General features: G+C 65.3%; 19 protein-coding genes. 10 read left to right on the forward strand and 9 right to left on the reverse strand.

The window, feature by feature from the left end; all coding sequences use genetic code 11:
- The first annotated feature begins 102 nt into the window (after positions 1 to 102).
- Complete coding sequence (parE, locus tag ACW5DN_RS07755) at positions 103 to 2,022, forward strand: DNA topoisomerase IV subunit B (protein ID WP_456962136.1); 1,920 nt, start codon at positions 103 to 105, stop codon at positions 2,020 to 2,022.
- Between the two features lie 155 nt (positions 2,023 to 2,177).
- Here the strand turns inward: parE and hutG are convergent, their stop codons facing one another.
- The 5 genes from hutG to ACW5DN_RS07780 all read right to left on the reverse strand — a co-directional run bounded on the left by hutG (position 2,178) and on the right by ACW5DN_RS07780 (position 7,453).
- On the reverse strand, positions 2,178 to 2,957 hold the full coding sequence (hutG, locus tag ACW5DN_RS07760) for an N-formylglutamate deformylase (RefSeq protein WP_456962993.1): 780 nt from the start codon (positions 2,955 to 2,957) through the stop codon (positions 2,178 to 2,180).
- Between the two features lie 23 nt (positions 2,958 to 2,980).
- Positions 2,981 to 4,324 (reverse strand): glutathione-disulfide reductase, encoded by a 1,344-nt coding sequence (gene gorA, locus ACW5DN_RS07765; RefSeq protein WP_456962137.1) that lies wholly within the window; start codon positions 4,322 to 4,324, stop codon positions 2,981 to 2,983.
- A 73-nt stretch (positions 4,325 to 4,397) separates the two neighbouring features.
- On the reverse strand, positions 4,398 to 5,654 hold the full coding sequence (locus ACW5DN_RS07770) for an NAD(P)/FAD-dependent oxidoreductase (RefSeq protein ID WP_456962138.1): 1,257 nt from the start codon (positions 5,652 to 5,654) through the stop codon (positions 4,398 to 4,400).
- A 47-nt stretch (positions 5,655 to 5,701) separates the two neighbouring features.
- Positions 5,702 to 6,934 (reverse strand): DUF418 domain-containing protein, encoded by a 1,233-nt coding sequence (locus tag ACW5DN_RS07775; protein WP_456962139.1) that lies wholly within the window; start codon positions 6,932 to 6,934, stop codon positions 5,702 to 5,704.
- Between the two features lie 39 nt (positions 6,935 to 6,973).
- A complete protein-coding gene (locus tag ACW5DN_RS07780; protein WP_456962140.1) occupies positions 6,974 to 7,453 on the reverse strand; it encodes an FKBP-type peptidyl-prolyl cis-trans isomerase in 480 nt (159 codons plus the stop codon).
- A gap of 106 nt (positions 7,454 to 7,559) precedes the next feature.
- Here ACW5DN_RS07780 and ACW5DN_RS07785 point away from each other — a divergent pair, with 106 nt between their 5' ends.
- Positions 7,560 to 8,141, forward strand: a complete 582-nt coding sequence (locus tag ACW5DN_RS07785) for a C40 family peptidase (RefSeq protein WP_456962141.1) — start codon at positions 7,560 to 7,562, stop codon at positions 8,139 to 8,141.
- Positions 8,142 to 8,259: 118 nt separating this feature from the next.
- Positions 8,260 to 8,919, forward strand: coding sequence for a C40 family peptidase (locus tag ACW5DN_RS07790; RefSeq protein ID WP_456962142.1), 660 nt, complete (start codon positions 8,260 to 8,262; stop codon positions 8,917 to 8,919).
- Positions 8,920 to 8,989: 70 nt separating this feature from the next.
- On the opposite strand, the gene ACW5DN_RS07795 is transcribed toward ACW5DN_RS07790, so the two are convergent.
- Positions 8,990 to 9,481: an acyl-CoA thioesterase gene (locus tag ACW5DN_RS07795; RefSeq protein ID WP_456962143.1), complete on the reverse strand. Its 492-nt coding sequence runs from the start codon at positions 9,479 to 9,481 to the stop codon at positions 8,990 to 8,992.
- A gap of 311 nt (positions 9,482 to 9,792) precedes the next feature.
- Between ACW5DN_RS07795 and ACW5DN_RS07800 the strand changes: the two genes are divergently transcribed.
- Positions 9,793 to 10,281 (forward strand): NUDIX hydrolase, encoded by a 489-nt coding sequence (locus tag ACW5DN_RS07800; RefSeq protein ID WP_456962144.1) that lies wholly within the window; start codon positions 9,793 to 9,795, stop codon positions 10,279 to 10,281.
- A 60-nt stretch (positions 10,282 to 10,341) separates the two neighbouring features.
- Positions 10,342 to 12,036, forward strand: coding sequence for an alkaline phosphatase (locus ACW5DN_RS07805; protein WP_456962145.1), 1,695 nt, complete (start codon positions 10,342 to 10,344; stop codon positions 12,034 to 12,036).
- Between the two features lie 22 nt (positions 12,037 to 12,058).
- Here the strand turns inward: ACW5DN_RS07805 and ACW5DN_RS07810 are convergent, their stop codons facing one another.
- Positions 12,059 to 12,481 carry a CopD family protein gene (locus ACW5DN_RS07810; RefSeq protein ID WP_456962146.1) on the reverse strand — a complete coding sequence of 141 codons (423 nt, stop codon included), beginning with the start codon at positions 12,479 to 12,481 and terminating at the stop codon, positions 12,059 to 12,061.
- A gap of 130 nt (positions 12,482 to 12,611) precedes the next feature.
- Between ACW5DN_RS07810 and ACW5DN_RS07815 the strand changes: the two genes are divergently transcribed.
- The 3 genes from ACW5DN_RS07815 (at position 12,612) to ACW5DN_RS07825 (ending at position 15,593) form a co-directional block, all read left to right on the forward strand.
- Positions 12,612 to 13,220, forward strand: a complete 609-nt coding sequence (locus ACW5DN_RS07815) for a class I SAM-dependent DNA methyltransferase (RefSeq protein ID WP_456962147.1) — start codon at positions 12,612 to 12,614, stop codon at positions 13,218 to 13,220.
- An 85-nt stretch (positions 13,221 to 13,305) separates the two neighbouring features.
- Positions 13,306 to 14,553, forward strand: a complete 1,248-nt coding sequence (locus tag ACW5DN_RS07820) for a polyhydroxyalkanoate depolymerase (RefSeq protein ID WP_456962148.1) — start codon at positions 13,306 to 13,308, stop codon at positions 14,551 to 14,553.
- A gap of 128 nt (positions 14,554 to 14,681) precedes the next feature.
- Positions 14,682 to 15,593, forward strand: a complete 912-nt coding sequence (locus ACW5DN_RS07825; protein WP_456962994.1) for a peptidylprolyl isomerase — start codon at positions 14,682 to 14,684, stop codon at positions 15,591 to 15,593.
- An 8-nt stretch (positions 15,594 to 15,601) separates the two neighbouring features.
- Here the strand turns inward: ACW5DN_RS07825 and speG are convergent, their stop codons facing one another.
- The gene (gene speG, locus ACW5DN_RS07830; protein WP_456962149.1) at positions 15,602 to 16,216 is read right to left on the reverse strand and encodes a spermidine N1-acetyltransferase; all 615 of its coding nucleotides are present in this window, start codon (positions 16,214 to 16,216) and stop codon (positions 15,602 to 15,604) included.
- Between the two features lie 123 nt (positions 16,217 to 16,339).
- On the opposite strand from speG, the gene ACW5DN_RS07835 reads away from it, so the two are divergent.
- Both ACW5DN_RS07835 and ACW5DN_RS07840 read left to right on the forward strand, forming a co-directional pair.
- A complete protein-coding gene (locus ACW5DN_RS07835) occupies positions 16,340 to 16,639 on the forward strand; it encodes a hypothetical protein (RefSeq protein ID WP_456962150.1) in 300 nt (99 codons plus the stop codon).
- Between the two features lie 80 nt (positions 16,640 to 16,719).
- A complete protein-coding gene (locus ACW5DN_RS07840) occupies positions 16,720 to 17,571 on the forward strand; it encodes a DUF72 domain-containing protein (protein WP_456962151.1) in 852 nt (283 codons plus the stop codon).
- 21 nt (positions 17,572 to 17,592) lie between these two features.
- On the opposite strand, the gene ACW5DN_RS07845 is transcribed toward ACW5DN_RS07840, so the two are convergent.
- Entirely contained in the window at positions 17,593 to 18,498 is a 906-nt protein-coding gene (locus tag ACW5DN_RS07845; protein WP_456962152.1) for a DMT family transporter, read from the reverse strand.
- Between the last annotated feature and the right edge of the window lie 7 nt (positions 18,499 to 18,505).

Consider the following 18,505-nt stretch of genomic DNA (forward strand, 5'->3'; position numbering starts at 1 on the left):
TCCCGGTGCACCCTCACCTTGACCATTACGGGTGGCGCCACGCATTCTGGCGAGCTTTCACCCATTTCTCTTTCCCGCCCGCTGCGCGCAATCGACCACTTGATGAACAACAGTTACAACGCCGCTGATATCGAAGTCCTTTCCGGCCTGGACCCCGTCCGACGTCGCCCGGGCATGTACACCGACACCACCCGCCCGAACCACTTGGCGCAGGAGGTGATCGACAATGCGGTCGACGAAGCGCTGGGCGGTCACGCGAAGACCGTCGAGGTGGTCATGCATGCCGACGGCAGCTGCGAGATCAGCGATGACGGGCGCGGGATGCCGGTCGATATCCACCCGGAGGAAGGTATTCCCGGCGTCGAGTTGATCATGACCCGGCTGCACGCGGGCGGAAAATTCAACCACAAGAACTATGCGTTCTCCGGCGGCTTGCACGGTGTCGGCGTCAGCGTGGTCAACGCGTTGTCGACCCGGCTGGATCTGTATATCAAGCGCGGTGGCAACGAGTACCGGATCAGTTTCGCCGATGGCGACCGCGCCTCACCGCTGGAAGTGGTCGGCAGTGTCGGCAGGAAGAACACCGGCACCCGGCTGCATTTCTGGCCCGACCCGAAGTACTTCGACACGTCCAAGTTCAACCTGCGCTCGTTGAAGCACCTGCTGCGGGCCAAGGCGGTGCTGTGCCCCGGCTTGACGGTAAGGCTGAATGACATTGCCAGCGGCGAGAACGTCGAATGGCATTACCGGGACGGCCTGAGCGACTACCTGCTCGACGAGTTGAGCGCCGACCAGCCCAAGCGCGAGCTGCTGCCGCCCGAATTGTTCCTTGGCAGCTCCAGCAAGGACACCGAGACCGTGGACTGGGCAGTGGCCTGGGCACCGGACGGCGAGCTGGTACAGGAAAGTTACGTCAACCTGATCCCGACCGCGCAGCACGGCACCCATGTCAATGGCTTGCGCAGCGGGTTCACCGATGCATTGCGCGCGTTCTGCGATATCCGCAGCCTGCTCCCCCGCGGCGTCAAGCTGGCGCCGGAGGATGTCTGGGACCGGGTCGCCTTCGTGCTCAGCATCAAATTGCTGGACCCGCAGTTCAGTGGCCAGACCAAGGAACGACTGAGCTCGCGCCAGGCAGCCGGCTTCGTGGAAGCCGCCGCGCAGGACGCCTTCACCCTGTGGCTGAACCAGAACGTCGAACTGGGCGAGAAGATCGCCCAACTGGCGATCGAGCGTGCCAGCGCACGACTGAAAACGGAAAAGCAGATCACCCGCAAGAAGGTCACCCAGGGACCGGCGTTGCCCGGGAAGCTGGCCGATTGCATCAGCCAGGACCTGTCGCGCACCGAGCTGTTCCTGGTCGAAGGCGACTCGGCAGGTGGCAGCGCCCGGCAGGCCCGCGACAAGGATTTCCAGGCGATCCTGCCGTTGCGCGGCAAGATCCTGAACACCTGGGAGGTCGCCTCGGGCAGCGTGCTGGCCTCGCAGGAAGTCCACGACCTGGCGGTCGCGATCGGCTGCGACCCCGGCAAGGACGACATCACCGGCCTGCGTTACGGCAAGGTCATCATCCTGGCCGACGCGGACTCCGACGGCCTGCACATCGCGACCCTGCTGTGCGCCTTGTTCCTGCAGCACTTTCCCGCCCTGGTAGCCGCCGGCCACGTGTTCGTGGCAATGCCGCCGTTGTTCCGGATCGACCTCGGCAAGCAGGTGTTCTACGCCTTGGACGAGGAGGAAAAACGGATCCTGCTGGAGAAGATCGAACGCGAGAAAGCGCAACGCAAGAAGGGCTCGTCGGGCGCCGTCCACGTCACTCGCTTCAAGGGCCTGGGCGAAATGAACCCGTCGCAGTTGCGCGAATCGACCGTCCACCCCGACACCCGCCGATTGGTGCAATTGACCGTCGATGATGCGCAGGCGACCCACGCGCTGATGGACATGCTGCTGGCCCGCAAACGTGCCGGCGACCGCAAGGCGTGGCTTGAAGACAAGGGTGACCTGGCGACACTCGAGGTGTGACGGCAACGCGGGCCGACGGGATTGGTTGGTTCGTTCGGCTCGTGCGTGCGGCGCAATGCGCTTTGCTTATTGCGCCCTACGATTCCCCGGCAACCGAAGCAATCGGAACGTAGGGTGTATTAGGTGTATTAGCCAACGGCGTAATACACCACCCGTCAACCAAGGGCGGCCTCAAGGAGCCGGCGTAAAACGAGCTGCAACCGTGTCGCCTTGCCTTCCTGGTACTCCCGCGACTCCTCGTCCATGTAGCAGCGCTGGCTGATCTCCAACTGCACCGCGTCGATCCCGCGAGCGGGGTCGCCGTAGTGACGGGTGATGTGACCGCCCTTGAAGCGCCCGTTGGCAACCCAGTCGTACTCATCCTGCCCGGCAAGCACCGCTTCCAGTTGCGCCTGCTGCAGCGGCGAGCAACTGGTGCCGGTCGCGGTGCCGAGGTTGAGGTCGGGGAGTCGTCCTTCGAACAGGAACGGCAATTCGCTGCCCCGGATCGAGTGGCCCTCCCACAGCAGTGCACGGCCATGCTCGTCGCGGATCCGCTTGAGTTCGCCAGCCAACGCGGCATGGTATGGCTGCCAGTACTGCTCGATCCGCGCAGCAACCCCAACGGCCGTGGGCTCCTGACCGGGCAGGTACACCGGCTCGCCATTGAAGCGAGTCGTCGGGCACAGGCCAGTGGTGTTTTGCCCTGGATACAATGAGGTGTCATCGGCCGGCCGGTTGAGATCGACCACGTAGCGGGAGTACCTGGGCACCAATACCGATGCACCCAACTCGCGTGCAAACGCGTACAGGCGCGACACATGCCAATCGGTATCCGGGGCGTTTCTGGCCTCCGGTGTCATCGCCGCGGCCAGCGAGTCCGGGATCGCACTGCCATCGTGGGGCAGGCTCACCAGCAAAGGCGCACTGCCCCGGTGGAGTTCAAAAATATCCATGACCGTAGTGTATTGGGTCTTGCTCAACCCATCAGCACGACTTCTTCGGCGCTGGTCGGATGGATGGCCACGGTGTCGCTCAGATCAGCCAGCGTGAGACCGCGTTTGAGCGCCACCGCGAAGCCTTGCAGGATCTCGTCGGCCGCCTCGCCCAGCAGGTGAATGCCAACCACCCGACGCTCGTCGCCTACGCAGACCAGCTTGAACACGCTGCGCTGCGGCGCGTCGACCAGCGCCTGCAACATCGGCCTGAAGCTGGCGCGGGCGACATGAACCTCGTCGCCGTACTTCTCCCGTGCTTTTTCTTCGGTCAGCCCGACCTTGCCAATCGGTGGATGAGTGAATACCACCGTGGGGATATCGTCCTGGTCCAATGGCGCATCCCGCCCGGCATACAGCCGATCCATCAGCCGCCGCGCGGCGGCGATTGCGACCGGCGTCAGTGGGAGATTGGCGGTGACGTCGCCGACCGCGAAGACGCTGGCCGCCGAGCTCGCATGACGCTCGTCCACGACGATGTGGCCACGCTCATCGATGGCGACTCCGGCCGCATCCAGCCCCAGCGCCTCGGTATTGGGCCGGCGTCCGGTGGCAAACAGCACTTGATCGAAGCCCTCGTGGCTTGCGCCTTGACCACGGACGCGGATGCCCTCACCGGTCTTTTCCAGCGCCGTCACCTCACAGTTGAAATGCAGGTGGATGCCGGCCTGGCGGTAATCCTCGGCCAACTGCGTGGACAGCTCCTGGTCAAAGCTCTGGATCAATCGCGAGCCACGGACAAACAGCTCGACCTTGCTGCCCAACGCTTGCAACACACCCGCCAGTTCGACCGCGACATAACCACCGCCGATCAGCGCGACCCGCGGCGGCGGCGCGCACCAATGGAAAAAATCGTCCGACGTGCCGCCCAGCTCGGCGCCGGGGATATCAGGCTTGCGGGCATGGCCACCGGTGGCGATGAGCAACCGCCGTGCCCGCAAGACCACGCCGTCCTCGCATTGCACGGTGTTCGCGTCCCGCAAGCGGGCGCGAACCGGCAACGCGGCGATGCCGGCTTTGTCCAGTCGCGTACGGTAGCTCTCGTGGATATTGCCGATATAGCGTTGGCGATGGGCAATGAAAGTCGGCCAGTCGAGCGCGCAGTCCTTCACTGCAAAGCCCAGCGCCTTGGCAGTCACCAGCTTCTGGGCGACGTCGGCCGCCAGCCACATTGCCTTCTTGGGGACGCAGCCGGCGTTGACACAAGTCCCGCCCAGTGGGCCGGGCTCCAGCAATGCCACGCTGGCACCGTGCTCGGCGGCGCGAAATGCGCCGGCCAGGCCACCCGAGCCGCCACCGATCACGATCAGGTCGAAGTCTTGTTGCATGGATCACTCCTTCTGGATGGCCTCGCCATCTTGCCGCGGCGGATGTCAGGCCAGTGTCAGCCCGATCGGCCCGCTACACGAACCGGTCGGGTACAAATGGCGTGGGATCGACGGCCGGCGCGCGCCCGGTCATCAAATCGGCAACCAGCTGCCCGGTCCCGGCACTCATGCTGACCCCCATCATGCCGTGGCCGGTCGCCAGCCACAGCCGTCGATAGCCGGGTGCGCGACCGATGATCGGGATGTCGTCGCAGCTCATTGGCCGCCAGCCACACCAGCGCTCGCGCACCTGGGCACCAACGGGCTCGCGCAGGTATTCGCCAGCGCCGCGCTCCAGCGCCGCCAAACGGGACGGGTTGAGGCTGTCGTCGAAGCCGCTGAACTCCATCGTGCTACCGAGCCGGAAGCCACTCTCCCACGTGGTCACGCAGACCGAGCGCTCGCGCAGCACCAACGGCCGCCTGGGCACCAGTGTCGGCGGTGAGTAGGTGATCGAGTAACCCTTGCCCGGTTGCATCGCCGCGCCCAGCCACGCGGTTCCAATCGCCTGCGCCAGTCGCGGTGACCAGGCACCGGTAGCGATCACTACCTCCCTGGCATGCACGATTCCCTGGCCGGTGTGGACGGTCAGGCCATCGCGACCTTCTTCCAAGGACAGCAACGCACATTGCTCGTCGATTACCCCGCCATGCTCGCGAACCACGCGCGCCAGCTCGTCCACGTAACGGTCCGGCCGCAACACCGCGTCGCCGGAGAAACGGATCGCGCCGGCGACACCGGGTTTCACCGCCGGCTCCATGGTCTGGTAATCCGGGCCGGCAAATACCTCCACCGCCACGCCCAGCTCCCGCAAAAAGCCCAGCTCCTTCTGGCCGTCCTCGAACGACTGCGCGTTTCGATAGACATAGTCCTCACCGGACTGGGAAAACTCGCAGGCCATCGAGTAGCCCTCCACCCACTGCACCAGGCGCGCCCGGGAGTCGTTCAACAACGAGGACTTGGACCGTGCGCTGGCTTCCCAGTCGTCCCGGTTGCAACGCCCGGCGAAGCGCCACAGCCAGCGCCACAGCGCCGTATCCACGCGCGGACGGATGTACAGCGGGGCATCGGGACGCAGCATCATCGCCAACGCCGTGCGCACCATTCCCGGCGCGGCAAGCGGTGGCGCATGGCTGGGAGTGATGGTGCCGCAGTTGCCGTGCGAGCTGCCGCTACCGATCTGCCCGGCTTCGATCACGCGCACGCCGCGTCCCGCCTCCAGCAGGGCCAGCGCCGAGGCCAGGCCGATCACTCCGGCACCGACCACGACCACGTCTTCGTGATGCTCCATGACGCCAGTTTACGCGGTCAATCCGTCACCGGAGACCGCCGCGGGATCTATTGAACGCCTATCGAACGCCGCATCGGTGGCCACTGCCAATAGCTGAAGGCTCGCCACAGCCATTCCAGCGGACCGTAGCGGAACCGCCCCAGCCACCAGTTGCTGGCCAGCAGCTGCACGCCGAATACAAGCAACACGCCAAGCACTTGCCACGCCCGCGAAACCTCGCCCCACAGCCCCAGTCCGTAGCCATAGAACACCAGGGTGCCGATGACCGATTGCGCCAGGTACTGGGTCAACGCCATCCGCCCAGCCGGCGCGAACACGCGCAACCATGTCGCGCGATGCAATGCCAACACCACCACCGCCACATACGCCAGCGACATCAACGGCGCACCGGCCATGTGCAACGTCATCGCCACGACCTGCTCGCCACTGGGCCGGGTGCCGCCAGGGTCACTATCGATTGCGAGACTGGCCGCGGTGAGCGCCAGGCCGGCCAGGCCACCGAACCAGGCCAACGACACCCATAACCGGCGATGGGCCTGCGGCCGCCCGATCGCGCCACTGCGCACCAACCAGGCGCCCAGCAGGAACATGCCCAATACCAGCGGGATCAGGAATACGTTGAGGCCCAGCACATGGGCGAAATAACGCCATCGCACCGCGATTGCCTCGGCGTAACTGCCGGCGGAGTACGCGGCAACCTCGGCGTCGCGCAGGGCTTCCACCGCTACCGCGCCCTGGACGGCATCCGGGCCCGAGGCGACGTCACCGTCGAGCATCATCGCCGCCCCGCCCAGCAGCATCACTCCCACCAGTACCGCCCACAAGCCGGCACCCCACTTCCACAGATCGCCGGTCGCGGTGTGCCGGAACAACAGCAGTGCCACCGCAGTCACCGCGTACGACACCAGGATGTCGCCGGCCCAGATCAACCACGCGTGGGCCAGGCCGATCAACAGCAGGCCGAACGTCCGTCGCAGATACAACGGCGCGAAACTGCGGCCTGCGGACTGCGCACGATCGAGCATGATCGCGAACCCCATCCCGAACAGCAGCGAGAACAGGGTCCAGAACTTGCCACGCACGAACACGTAGACAAACGCATCCGCCAGCCAGTCCAACCCGCGTTGCCCGGGACCGATGCCTTGTTCCATCCCCACCAGCGGCGCAGTGAAATACTCGACATTCATCAACGCAATGCCGAGCAGCGCCAGCCCGCGCAACACGTCCAGGCTGTCGATCCGTTCCGACGGCGCCATTGGCGCCAACACGGTGGAACTCATGACGCTACTCCGGGGCCAGGCGGCCAACCGATGCTGCGGTCAGTGCTGGTGACCGCCGTCGCCGTGGACGTGACCGTGGTCGATTTCCTCGGCGCTGGCCTCGCGAACATCGACGATCTCGATATCGAAGCGCAGGTCCTTGCCGGCCATGGGATGGTTGAGGTCGACGTCGACCACGCTCATGCCGACCTTCTGCACCGTCACCGGGCGCGGGCCGAACTTGGTCTGCAGCGCGACCTGCATCCCCGGCGCCAGGCGGGTGTTCTTGAAATACTTTTTCGGCACCCGCTGGGTCAACCCGGGCTGGGCCTCGCCGTAGGCCTGTGCGGCGACCACGTCGGCGGTGAATTTCTCGCCGGCTTCGTGGCCTTCCATCGCCTGCTCCAGGCCGGGAATGATATTGCCGTGGCCGACCAGGATCATCAGCGGCTCGCGCCCTTCCGAACTCTCGAGGGATTCCTTGCCTTGCTCGGCGACGGAATAGTGGAAGCTGACAACGCGATCTTTCTCGATTTTCATGGCATGACTCAGATGGGCGGGACGGTAGGGATGCATCGCAACGCGGATGGCACCAGATGCCTGGCCGCGGCGGATGGTTGCCGCCATCCGCGCCAGCAGCGAAGCTATGAGGATGACGAAAGCCGCGCATTATCCCGGGATCATCGCCCTTGCGCCAGCGCAAAGCCTGCCAGCGCAATGGACACGGTTGCTTTTACTGTCGCTTGCCGGGGTGTTGCTGGCCAGTTGCGGCGGGGGCGAACAGAGCGTTCGCAGCACTGCGCCACCGCCCAGTTCGCACGATTGGACGGTAGTAGCCCCGGCCAATCCTGCGGCCTCCAACGCGGTATTGATGCGCGCGATCAGCCTGGTGGGCACGCCATATAAATGGGGCGGCAATACTCCGCAGTCGGGCTTCGACTGCAGCGGGCTGGTCAACTATGTCTACCAGGACATGTTGCAGATCGACCTGCCGCGCACTTCCAGCGCGCTGGCCGCCTATCAGGGGCCACGCATCAAGCCCAAACAACTGACGGCCGGAGACCTGGTTTTTTTCGGCAGCGGCGGTCACGTCAGTCACGTCGGCATCTACGTGGGAAACGGTCGTTTCGTGCATGCACCCAGCAACGGCGGCACGGTGCGGCTGGACCATCTGGACGGTTACTACTGGCGCGACCATTACAGCGGCGCAAAACGGGTGGTTCGCTGATCGGTCGGTAAAAACGTGAACTGCGTTCCTTCTTATTCACAAATCTTTAACGACATCTAAACCCATCACGCCGCTTTCACGTGCATCATCCCTCGTTGGATCACAAAGTGATGACCGCGTGACAATTCAGAACCACGGCCAAGGCCGTACCGCTTGCACCTCTTCACGCCGCGCATCCGCCCTCTATCGCTTCCTGCTGGGCTGCATGTTGTCCGTTGCGATGATGCCCGCGTTCGCCACCGAAGCGGCGCCGGGGCCTGGATCCATCGAGATGCCGGTGTTGATGCCCGACGCGATGACCTTGCCTGATCGCGCACTCAGCCTGGCCGGCGATATCAGCGGCATGCTGGCATCGGGCAAGACCGCCGCCGCCGCTGCCGATTACACGCCGCTCGACAGAGAGGCCAAAACCCTCCTGCAACGCACACTGACCCTGTTGGGCACCCCGTACCGTTGGGGCGGCACCTCGCCCGACAAGGGGTTCGACTGCAGCGGACTGGTCAGTTACGTGTTCCAGAACGCGTTGGGTATCGACCTGCCGCGAGTCTCGCGCGAACAAGCCAATGCTGGCGAGCCGGTCACCGATAAATCCGAGCTGGCCGAAGGCGACCTGGTGTTTTTCGGCCGTCGCGGCAGGGTCGACCACGTCGGCATCTACCTCGGCGAAGGTCGCTTCGTACACGCGCCAAGCACCGGCAAGGACGTGATGGTGTCCGACCTCGACAGCGGCTACTGGAGCGGCAAGTACCTGCAGGCACGCCGGGTCGCCGGGATCTGAGTTCGTCCAGCCGTCTGGTCGCAAGCGAAGGCCGCCCCTCGGGCGGCCTTGTCGTATCCGGAGCGCGCTCCTACGGTTCCCCGGCCAACCGGTAGCGTTCGACCGTCTGCTCGATCCCCTTGCTCAATTCCATCACCTGCATCGCATACTCGGCCAGCTTGCGGTCATGCTCGCCGGCCGGCGTCCAGTCCGGCACCCGGGACGGCTTGCCCTCGACGCCATCGAGCGCGACGAACACGATCACGCAATGGGTGCACAGGCGTGGCTCGCCGCCCATCGGGTCGCGCGCGCTGACCTCGACCGCGAAGTGCATGCTGCTGGTGCCGGTATGGACCAGTTGGGTGCGCACCGTGACCAGGTCGCTGATCCGGATCGGGGCCACGAAGCGGATCCCGCCGACCGCCACGGTCACGCTGTAGGTACCGCTCCAGCCGACCGCCGCGGCATAGCCGGCCTGGTCGATCCACTTCATCACCACCCCGCCATGGACCTTGCCGCCGTAGTTGACGTCGGCCGGCTCGGCGAGGAAGCGCATCGTCAACTCGCGTTGCTGGCCCTTCATGCCGGCAACCCGCGAGTAGCGTCGAACCGGATGGCATCGGCGGAACCGTCGTGAACGAATGCCGTCATCTACCTCTCCCTTGTTGCATGCTTTCCATTGCTGATTATGCGCACATCCGATCAAACACCGGTTTCGTGCGCTGCGATCTGGCCGCGGCGGGCACGATCGCCGACACTGTCGTGCCCAACGGCCACTTCCCACATGTCGAACTTCCTGCATAGCCATGCCCACGCGGATCACGCCGGTCCGCTGGCCGCGATCCGGCGTGCGGCGGGCGCGACCCGGGCCGAACAACGCAAGGCGGCCGACTGATGCCCTATTGCCCCATCGTTGCCACCCTCGGCTACGTGTTGTCGCCCGACGGCCGCGAAGTGCTGCTGGTCCACCGCAACGCGCGCGCCGACGACCAGCACCTGGGCAAATACAACGGACTGGGCGGCAAGCTTGAAGCCGACGAGGACGTGGTCGCCGGCATGCGTCGGGAGATTTTCGAGGAGGCCGGCATCGAGTGCGACCAGCTCAGCCTGCGCGGGACCATCAGCTGGCCCGGTTTCGGTCCCAATGGCGAGGACTGGTTCGGCTTCGTGTTCCTGATCACCCGGTTCAGCGGCACGCCGTTCACCAGCAACGTCGAGGGATCCCTGGAGTGGGTGCCGGTTGAACGCCTGCACGAACTTCCAATGTGGGAAGGCGACCGCGAGTTCCTGCCGCTGATCTTCGACGGCAACCCACTCGCGTTCCACGGCGTGATGCCCTACCAGGACGGCGCCATGGTCTCGTGGCGATACTCGCGAGCGTAGGTCGCATCGGTGCAATGGTTACCCGGCATAATCGGAGCATTCCGATCAAGGGTCCTACCGATGTCCACACTGCGCAGTGCCTGCCTCGTCCTGGCTCCTACCCTGCTCGTCGCCGCCTGCGCGACGACCTCACCCACGCGCACTTCTGTCGCCGACGCCATCCACCAGGTCAGCGTGCCGTCGATCGAGCACCCGCAGGGCGAGACGGCCGCCTGGTGGTTCCTTGATGGCGCAGCCCAGGCCGCCGAGCGCGGCGCGATGGAAGGCCAGGCAAAGAACGTGATCCTGTTTGTCGGCGACGGGATGAGCCTGCCAACGGTGGCCGCCGCGCGCATTCTCGAAGGCCAGCTCAAAGGCACGCCGGGCGAACGCAACCGGCTGAGCTGGGAGCATTTCCCCGCCACGGCGTTGAGCAAGACCTACAACACCGACCAGCAAACCCCCGACTCGGCAGGCACCATGAGTGCGATGGCCACCGGGGTAAAGACCCGCGCCGGGGTGATCAGCATTGGCCAATCCGCCAAATTCGGCGACTGCGCAGGCGGGCTGGCGGCACCGATGGCCACCCTGTGGGAGTTGGCAGCCGCCAGCGGCATGGCTACCGGTGTGGTCACCACCGCCCGAACCACCCATGCAACCCCGGCAGCGACGGCCAGCCATTCGGCCAGCCGCAACTGGGAGAGTGATGCCGCGATGTCGGACGAGGCGAAGGCTGCCGGCTGCATCGATATCGCTCGCCAGATGATCGAGTCGCCGTACGGCAATGGCCTGGACGTGCTGATGGGCGGCGGCCGCACCAATTTCATGCGTACGGACCAGGTGGACCCCGAATACCCCGACAAGTCCGGCCGACGCGAGGACGGTCATGACCTGATCGCCACCTGGCAGCAGCGCCATCCTGACGGCGCCTACGTGTGGAACGCGGCGCAGTTTGCGGCCGCGCCTGCCGGTGCACCACTGCTGGGACTGTTCGAGCCAAGCCACATGCAATACGAAAACGACCGCCCCGATGACGCCGCTGGTGAGCCGAGCCTGGCGGAAATGACCCGCGCCGCGATCAGTCGCCTGGCCGGCAATCCCAACGGCTACGTGTTGCTGGTCGAGGCAGGCCGGATCGACCATGCCCACCATGACGGCAATGCCTACCGGGCGCTGACCGACACCATTGCCATGAGCCAGGCGGTCGAGGAGGCGGCCCTGCTGACGTCGACCGATGACACCCTCATCATGGTCACCGCCGATCACGCCCATACCCTCAGCTTTGTCGGCTACCCGGCGCGCGGCAACCCGATCCTCGGCAAGGTCCGCGAAGCCGACAAGGACGGTGAGCTGGAGCTGGCGCAAGACGCCCGCGGCATGCCCTACACCACGCTCAGCTATGCCAACGGACCCGGCTATACCGGCGCCAGCGACCGCCAGGCCGCCGGCCCCAAGACCTTCCCGCACGGCCCGAAGGATTATTCTGCCGCGATCGGCCGGCCGGACCTGACCGACGTCGACACCGCCGCACCCGACTACATGCAGGAAGCACTGGTCCCCACCAGCTCCGAATCCCATGGCGGCGACGACGTCGGCATCTGGGCAAGCGGCCCCGGCAGCACGGCGGTGCGTGGCAGCGTGGAGCAGAACACCATCTTCCACTTCCTGCTGCAGTCCACCCCGCATCTGCGCCAGGCCGTGTGCGATGCCGGCAACTGCAACGCCGACGGCGTGCCGGTGGAGTTGCCGGTGGCGGACGCCCTCACCGCAGACTGAGGCGCGTAATGACGGGTGCTGGCTAGAACGGCTTGGCCAGCACCAGCCAGACGATCATGATCAACAGCACTACCGGGACTTCATTGAACCAGCGCAATGCCCTGGACGAGGGCAACTGACGGCCGGCATCCACACCCTTCAGCCAACGACCGCTGACGATGTAGTAACCCAGCAGCACCACCACCAGCAGCAGTTTGGCGTGCAGCCAGGCGCCGCTGATCCCGAAATGCATCCACAGCGCCAAACCCAGGATCACCGCCAGCCCGAACATCAGGTGGCCAAAGCGATACAGCCGCTTGCCCATCAGGGTCAGCCGGGAACGCACCGACGGCTCATCACCTGCCTCGGCGATGTTGACCAGGATCCGCGGCAGGTAGAACACCGCTGCCATCCAGGCGATCACGAATACAAGGTGGAACGTCTTCGTCCAGAGATAGGCATTCATGCAGTCGAGATCCTCGGTGGGTTGGGCGCGTGTTTGGCATGTCGTCGGCTAGGATGACACGACGCAGTGCCGACCTGGCCATGCGACCGCGTCGCTTTCATCCTGACTCTCCACTGCCGCAGCAAAGCCCATGACCAAGCAGTACGACCAAGCCTATTTCGACCAGTGGTACCGCAACCGCACCTCGGGCGACAAGGCGATCAGCGGGCCCGCAAGGCTCTCACGCAAGGTCGCCATGGCGGTAGCTACCGCTGAATACCACCTGGAACGCCCGATCCGCAGCGTGCTCGATATCGGCTGCGGTGAAGGCGGCTGGCGCGCGCCGTTGTTGAAGTTGCGGCCGAACCTGCAGTACCTGGGCTTTGACAGCAGCCAGTACGCCATCACCCGGTTTGGTCCGCGGCGCAACCTGCACTACGCACGTTTCGCCGACTTCGAGCACCTGCGCCCCTGCGCGCCGGTCGACCTGCTGGTGTGCAGCGACGTACTGCACTACCTGCCAAGTCGTGAACTGGACCGTGGCCTGCCGGCATTGGCCGACCTTTGCGGCGGCATCGCCTTCCTGGAAACCTTCACCCGCAGCGACGGGATCGACGGTGACACCGATGGCTTCAAGGCACGACCGGCCAGTTTCTATAGAAAACGCTTCGCACGTATCGGTCTGCAGGCCCTGGGCTCCCACCTTTGGCTAAGCCCGGAGCGATGCGCTGACGCCGCCGCACTGGAGTTGCCGGCCTGAAGAAGGTGACCTGCGTCCCCCGGTTCACGTTTTCGCACGCTCGATCCGCTACGCTGCAGCGCAACATTACCAACGAAGGCTTCACATGCCGCTTTACCAGATGCACGAATGGGGTCGCGCGTGGATGGCTCCCATGACCTATTGGGCCGATGCCAGCGCGAAAATGCTCAGTACTCCCAGCAACTTCGCGGGGTCCTTGCCCGGCGCCAGCCAGCTCGCGGCGGGCTGCGAGCTGCTGTACCGCATGGGCAAGGACTACGAGAAGCCCGAGTTCGGCATCCATTCCGTCGATATCGACGGCACCGCCTACCCGGTGATCGAGCGCGAAATGCTGCACAAGCCGTTCTGCCGGCTGCTGCGGTTCAAGCGCTACGCCGACGATGCGGACAACATCCGCGAGTTGAAGGGGCAACCGCCGGTGCTGGTGGTCGCACCGCTGTCGGGCCATCACAGCACCCTGTTGCGCGATACCGTCACCACCCTGCTGCGCGACCACAAGGTCTACATCACCGACTGGACCGACGCACGCATGGTGGATGCCGGTGAGGGCACGTTCGGGCTGGACGACTACGTTGCCTACATCGAGGAGTTCATCCGCACCATCGGTGCCGACAACCTGCATGTGATCAGCGTGTGCCAGCCGACCGTGCCGGTACTGGCGGCGATCTCGCTGATGGCGGCGCGCGGCGAAGCCACCCCGCGCTCGATGGTGATGATGGGCGGGCCGATCGACCCGCGCGAGAGTCCGACCCAGGTCAACGACCTGGCGGTCCACAAGCCGCTGTCGTGGTTCCAGGACAACCTGATCCACGAGGTCCCGCGGAACTATCCCGGCCACGGTCGCAAGGTCTACCCGGGCTTCCTGCAGCACAGTGGATTCATGGCGATGAATCCGGAGCGCCATGCGCAATCCTATTGGGACTTCTACCAGGACCTGCTCAACGGCGACCTGGACGCTGCCCAGTCACACCGCCGCTTCTACGATGAGTACAACGCGGTGCTCGACATGCCGGCCCAGTATTACCTGGACACGGTCCAGGTGGTGTTCCAGCAACACCTGCTGCCACGCGGCTTGTGGGATGTGGCGGGCGAGCGGGTCGACCCGGGGGCGATCAAGGACACCGCGCTGCTGACCATCGAGGGCGAGCTGGATGACATCTCCGGCCAGGGCCAGACCCGCGCCGCGCACGCACTGTGCACCGGGATCAACGAACGCGACCGGGACCACGCCACCATTGAGGGCGCTGGTCACTACGGCATCTTCAGCGGTCGCCGCTGGCGTGGGCAGGTCTACCCGCAGGTACGCGACTTCATCGCCAGGTATGCGGACTGAGGCGCACGTTCTTCCCACCCGTGCCGGTCGGTGGCGGACGCTCGGGGATTCAGCCAGAATCGGCATCACCGAGTATCACCGACCCCGAGAGCCCTACCGTGCCCAAACCACGCCTGCTAGCGACCGCCTTGTTTCTCACTTGTACGTTCGCAGCAACCGCGCAGGAGCCGGAAACCACCGAGGCGGCGCGCCAGGCAACACCGCCATCGGTCCAGGACATCCTCGACGCCTCGCCGGCGGAGCACTGGCGCACACCTGACCCGGCCAACACCCTGTACATGCAGGTCGCTGGTGGGCGGGTGGTGATCGAATTGGCGCCGCAGTTCGCTCCGCAACACGTCGGCAACATCACCACGCTGGCGAAGGAAGGCTTCTGGGACGGGCTCAGCATCTACCGTTCGCAGGACAACTTCGTGGTCCAGTTTGGCGATCCCGATGCGGACGCGGCCAACGCCAAGTCGCTAGGCACCGCCAAGACACAGTTGCCGGCCGAGTTCGAGCGTTCGTCGGTGGGTTTGGACTTCCGTGTCCTGCCCGACGTTGACGGCTGGGCGCCGCAAGTGGGGTTTGTCGCGGGCTTCCCTGCGGCGCGTGACCCCGAGGGCAAGACCGCATGGATGGCGCATTGCTACGGCGCACTCGGTGCCGGGCGGGCGATGGCGGCCGACTCCAGCACCGGCGCCGAACTGTACGTGGTCACCGGCCAGTCGCCGCGCCAGCTTGATCGCAACATCACCCTGGTCGGGCGTGTGATCGACGGCATGGAACTGCTATCGGTGATCCCGCGCGGACCGGAGCCCATGGGTGTCTACGAGGACCGTGACAGGCGTACCGCGATCAACAAGATCCAGTTGGCCAGCGAGGTCCCCGCAGATGCACGCAGCACGCCGCAGTTGCTGCGGACCGACAGCCCGACCTTCGATGCGGTCACCGAAGCGCGCCGCAACCGCGGTGGCGACTGGTACAAGGTATCGGCCGGGCATATCGACCTGTGCAACGTGCTGCTGCCAACCCGGCAAGCGCCTGCCGTCACCCCGTAGCCACGACCTCAACCGTCGCGTCGGGTAACTTCGCTGCCCAGCACCTCGTGCTGGAACATGCACATCCGGATCACGCTGCGGTAGCGGCCATCGCTGAAAAATTCATCCACCAGCACGCCCTCGCGTTTGAAGCCTGCGCCTTCGTAGACCCGGATCGCCGCGGCGTTGTCGACGTCCACCAGCAAGTACAGCTTGTACAGGTTGAGCACCCGGAACGCGTAGTTGATGGCGCTGCGGGTGGCGGCCTTGGCGAAGCCACGGCCCTGATGCTCCGGGGTGATCATGATCAGGAACTCGGCGCGGCGGTGCAGGTGGTCGATCTCCACCAGCTCGACCAGGCCTACGCGCTCGTGCGCCGGGGCCTCGATTGCCTGCCCGCTGGAATCGTGTCCGGTGGTGAACTGGTGCTCGGCGATGAAGCGCCGCTCGGACTGGTCATGGATGTGCTTGCGGTAGAGCTCTTCCAGCTCGACGAACGACTCGTACGGCTCCTCGAACCAGTAGCCCATTACGCTGCGGTTATTGTTCAGGACGTGGACGAAATGCAGGTCGCTGCGCTCAAGCGGGCGCAGGGTCACGACCGGTGCCACCGGGGTTTCGCGCGGATTCTTATTGGGTTCCATGGCCCCAGCCTAAACGAGTCGAAGGCCAATGCAGGTGAGGATGCCGCGGCGATCATGCCGTCCGTCACGCCATCTTGGCCGCCGCCTGCCTAGCCTGACACCCCCACACCAGAGACCGCTGCCATGCCCCAGTTACGTATCCGAATCACCGGCAGCGAAGACGATGCGCGCGCGATCGCCGACCTGCTGACCGGCATTCCAGGCATCGAACACGTCGAGGAAATCTCCGACCTGATGCCGCACATGGATGACCCCGACTCCAGCTCGGCCGGCTTGATCGACAACATGGGTCCGGGCACCCATGTATTGGAGATCGAGGCGCCCGACAACGCCACTGCGGAGAAGGTGCGCGAGACCGTGGAGGCCTTGGCGTTTGATCTGGAGGTACTGGTCGAGTTCGAGAGCGCCGAAGCGGAGCAATAACAGCGCAACCACCGACGACCCGGAACGGCCAGTTAACATCACGGCGCTATCCTTTGGACACTCGCCCTCGACTGGTCCCCATGAGCCGCCAAGACCACGACGACCTGTTTGCCGCGACCGCCGACGCAGTGAATGCAATCGACGGCATCAGGGTCGGCATCGGCGGCTGGACGTACGAGCCCTGGCGCGGCGGCTTCTATCCCGCCGGGCTGGTCCAGCGCCGAGAGCTCGAATACGCCAGTCGCCAGCTCAGCGCGATCGAGATCAACGGCACCTATTACGGCACCCAGAAGCCCGAAACCTATGCGCGCTGGGCCAGCGAGACTCCTGCGGGCTTCGTGTTCTCGCTCAAGGCACCCAAGCGGATCATGCAGTCGCGCGTGCTGGCCAACGCTGGTGGCCAGGTGGAAGGTTTTCTTGCCGACATCACCGCCCTGGGCGACCGTCTGGGTCCCATTGTCTGGCAGTTCGACCGGGGCACCCAACTCGCCCATGACGACTTCGAGAGGTTCCTCGACCTGCTGCCGCCCCAGGTCGACGGGCATCCGTTGCGCCACGTACTGGACGTACGCGCGCCCGATTTCGTCGATGCCAACTACCTCGCGATGGTTCGCAGCCGCGGCATGGCCACCGTGTTCACCGACTCCAGGGAGTACCCGTCGTTTGCCGACGTGACCGCGGATTTCGTGTACCTACGGCTGATGCGCTCGCAAGCCGGGCTCAGCAGCGGCTACAGCGCCGAAGAGTTGGCGCTTTGGGCCAGGCGCGCGCGCATCTGGGCCGATGGGCGTGAACCCGGGGATGTGCCGCGGATCGGCCCGACCGCCATCGTGACGGACAAGCCGCGCGACGTATTCGTCTTCTTCATCAGCGCGGCCAAGCGCCGCAACCCCGCCGCCGCGATGGCGCTGATCGAGCAGCTTCGCAACTGATCCGACACCAGGGCGTGCCCATCACTTGCGGGCTTTCTGGCTGATCGCCACGCTACCCATGATCAGCGCGCCGGCGACTCCCATCGACAAGGTCACCGGCTCGTCCAGCAACCACCATGCCCAGCCGACCGCGAACAGCGGCACCAGGTAGGTGACCGTGACCGCGCGGCTGGCCCCGATGCGCTGCACCAGCCGGTAATACACCGCATAGGCCGCGCCGGTGCACAGCACCCCGAGCAGGATGGCCGACAGCCACGCGTTCATCGATACCGATTGTGCCGGCCATTGTGCGACCGCGAACGGCAACGTCAGCAGGGCCGATGCCCCGAGGGTCGCCGCGGCCAATGCGGCCTGTGGCATGCCCGAGAAGTAGCGGCGCAGCATGTGCCCACCAACGCCATACAGGAACGATGCCGTACAGCCCGCCGCAACCGCCCAGCCGATGCTGGCGCCGGCAGTCTCACCACTGGCCAGCACGGCCACGCCGACAAACCCCACCAGCAAGGCGATCGCCCGGCGTACCCCGATTTTCTCGGCGAAGAACAAAAAGCCTATCAGGGCGGTGAACAACACCGCGGTGGCATTGGCAATCGCACTGATACCGGCGGGCGCGTGCTGGGCGGCCCAGGCGAACAGGGCAAACGGGATCGCGCAGTTGATCGCGCCCAGCAGGATCACTTTTGGCCAGGCCCTGACCGGGAAGGCTGCACGCCCGCGCCACAGGAACGGCAGCAGTACCAGGGCGCCAAACGCAAGCCGCAATTCCGACAGCACCGCAGTGCCAAACTCGGGCGCGGCAACGCGCTGGAACATGAACGACACACCCCAGATCGCGGCCAGCGCGACCAGCTCCAGCGGCGCCAGCCAGGCACGCTCCGACGTGGCGGTAACGGGAAGGTCGGCAACGCAGGCTTGTGTGGTGGGCATGGCGCGA

The sequence above is a fragment of the Lysobacter sp. A289 genome, assembly GCF_054072675.1.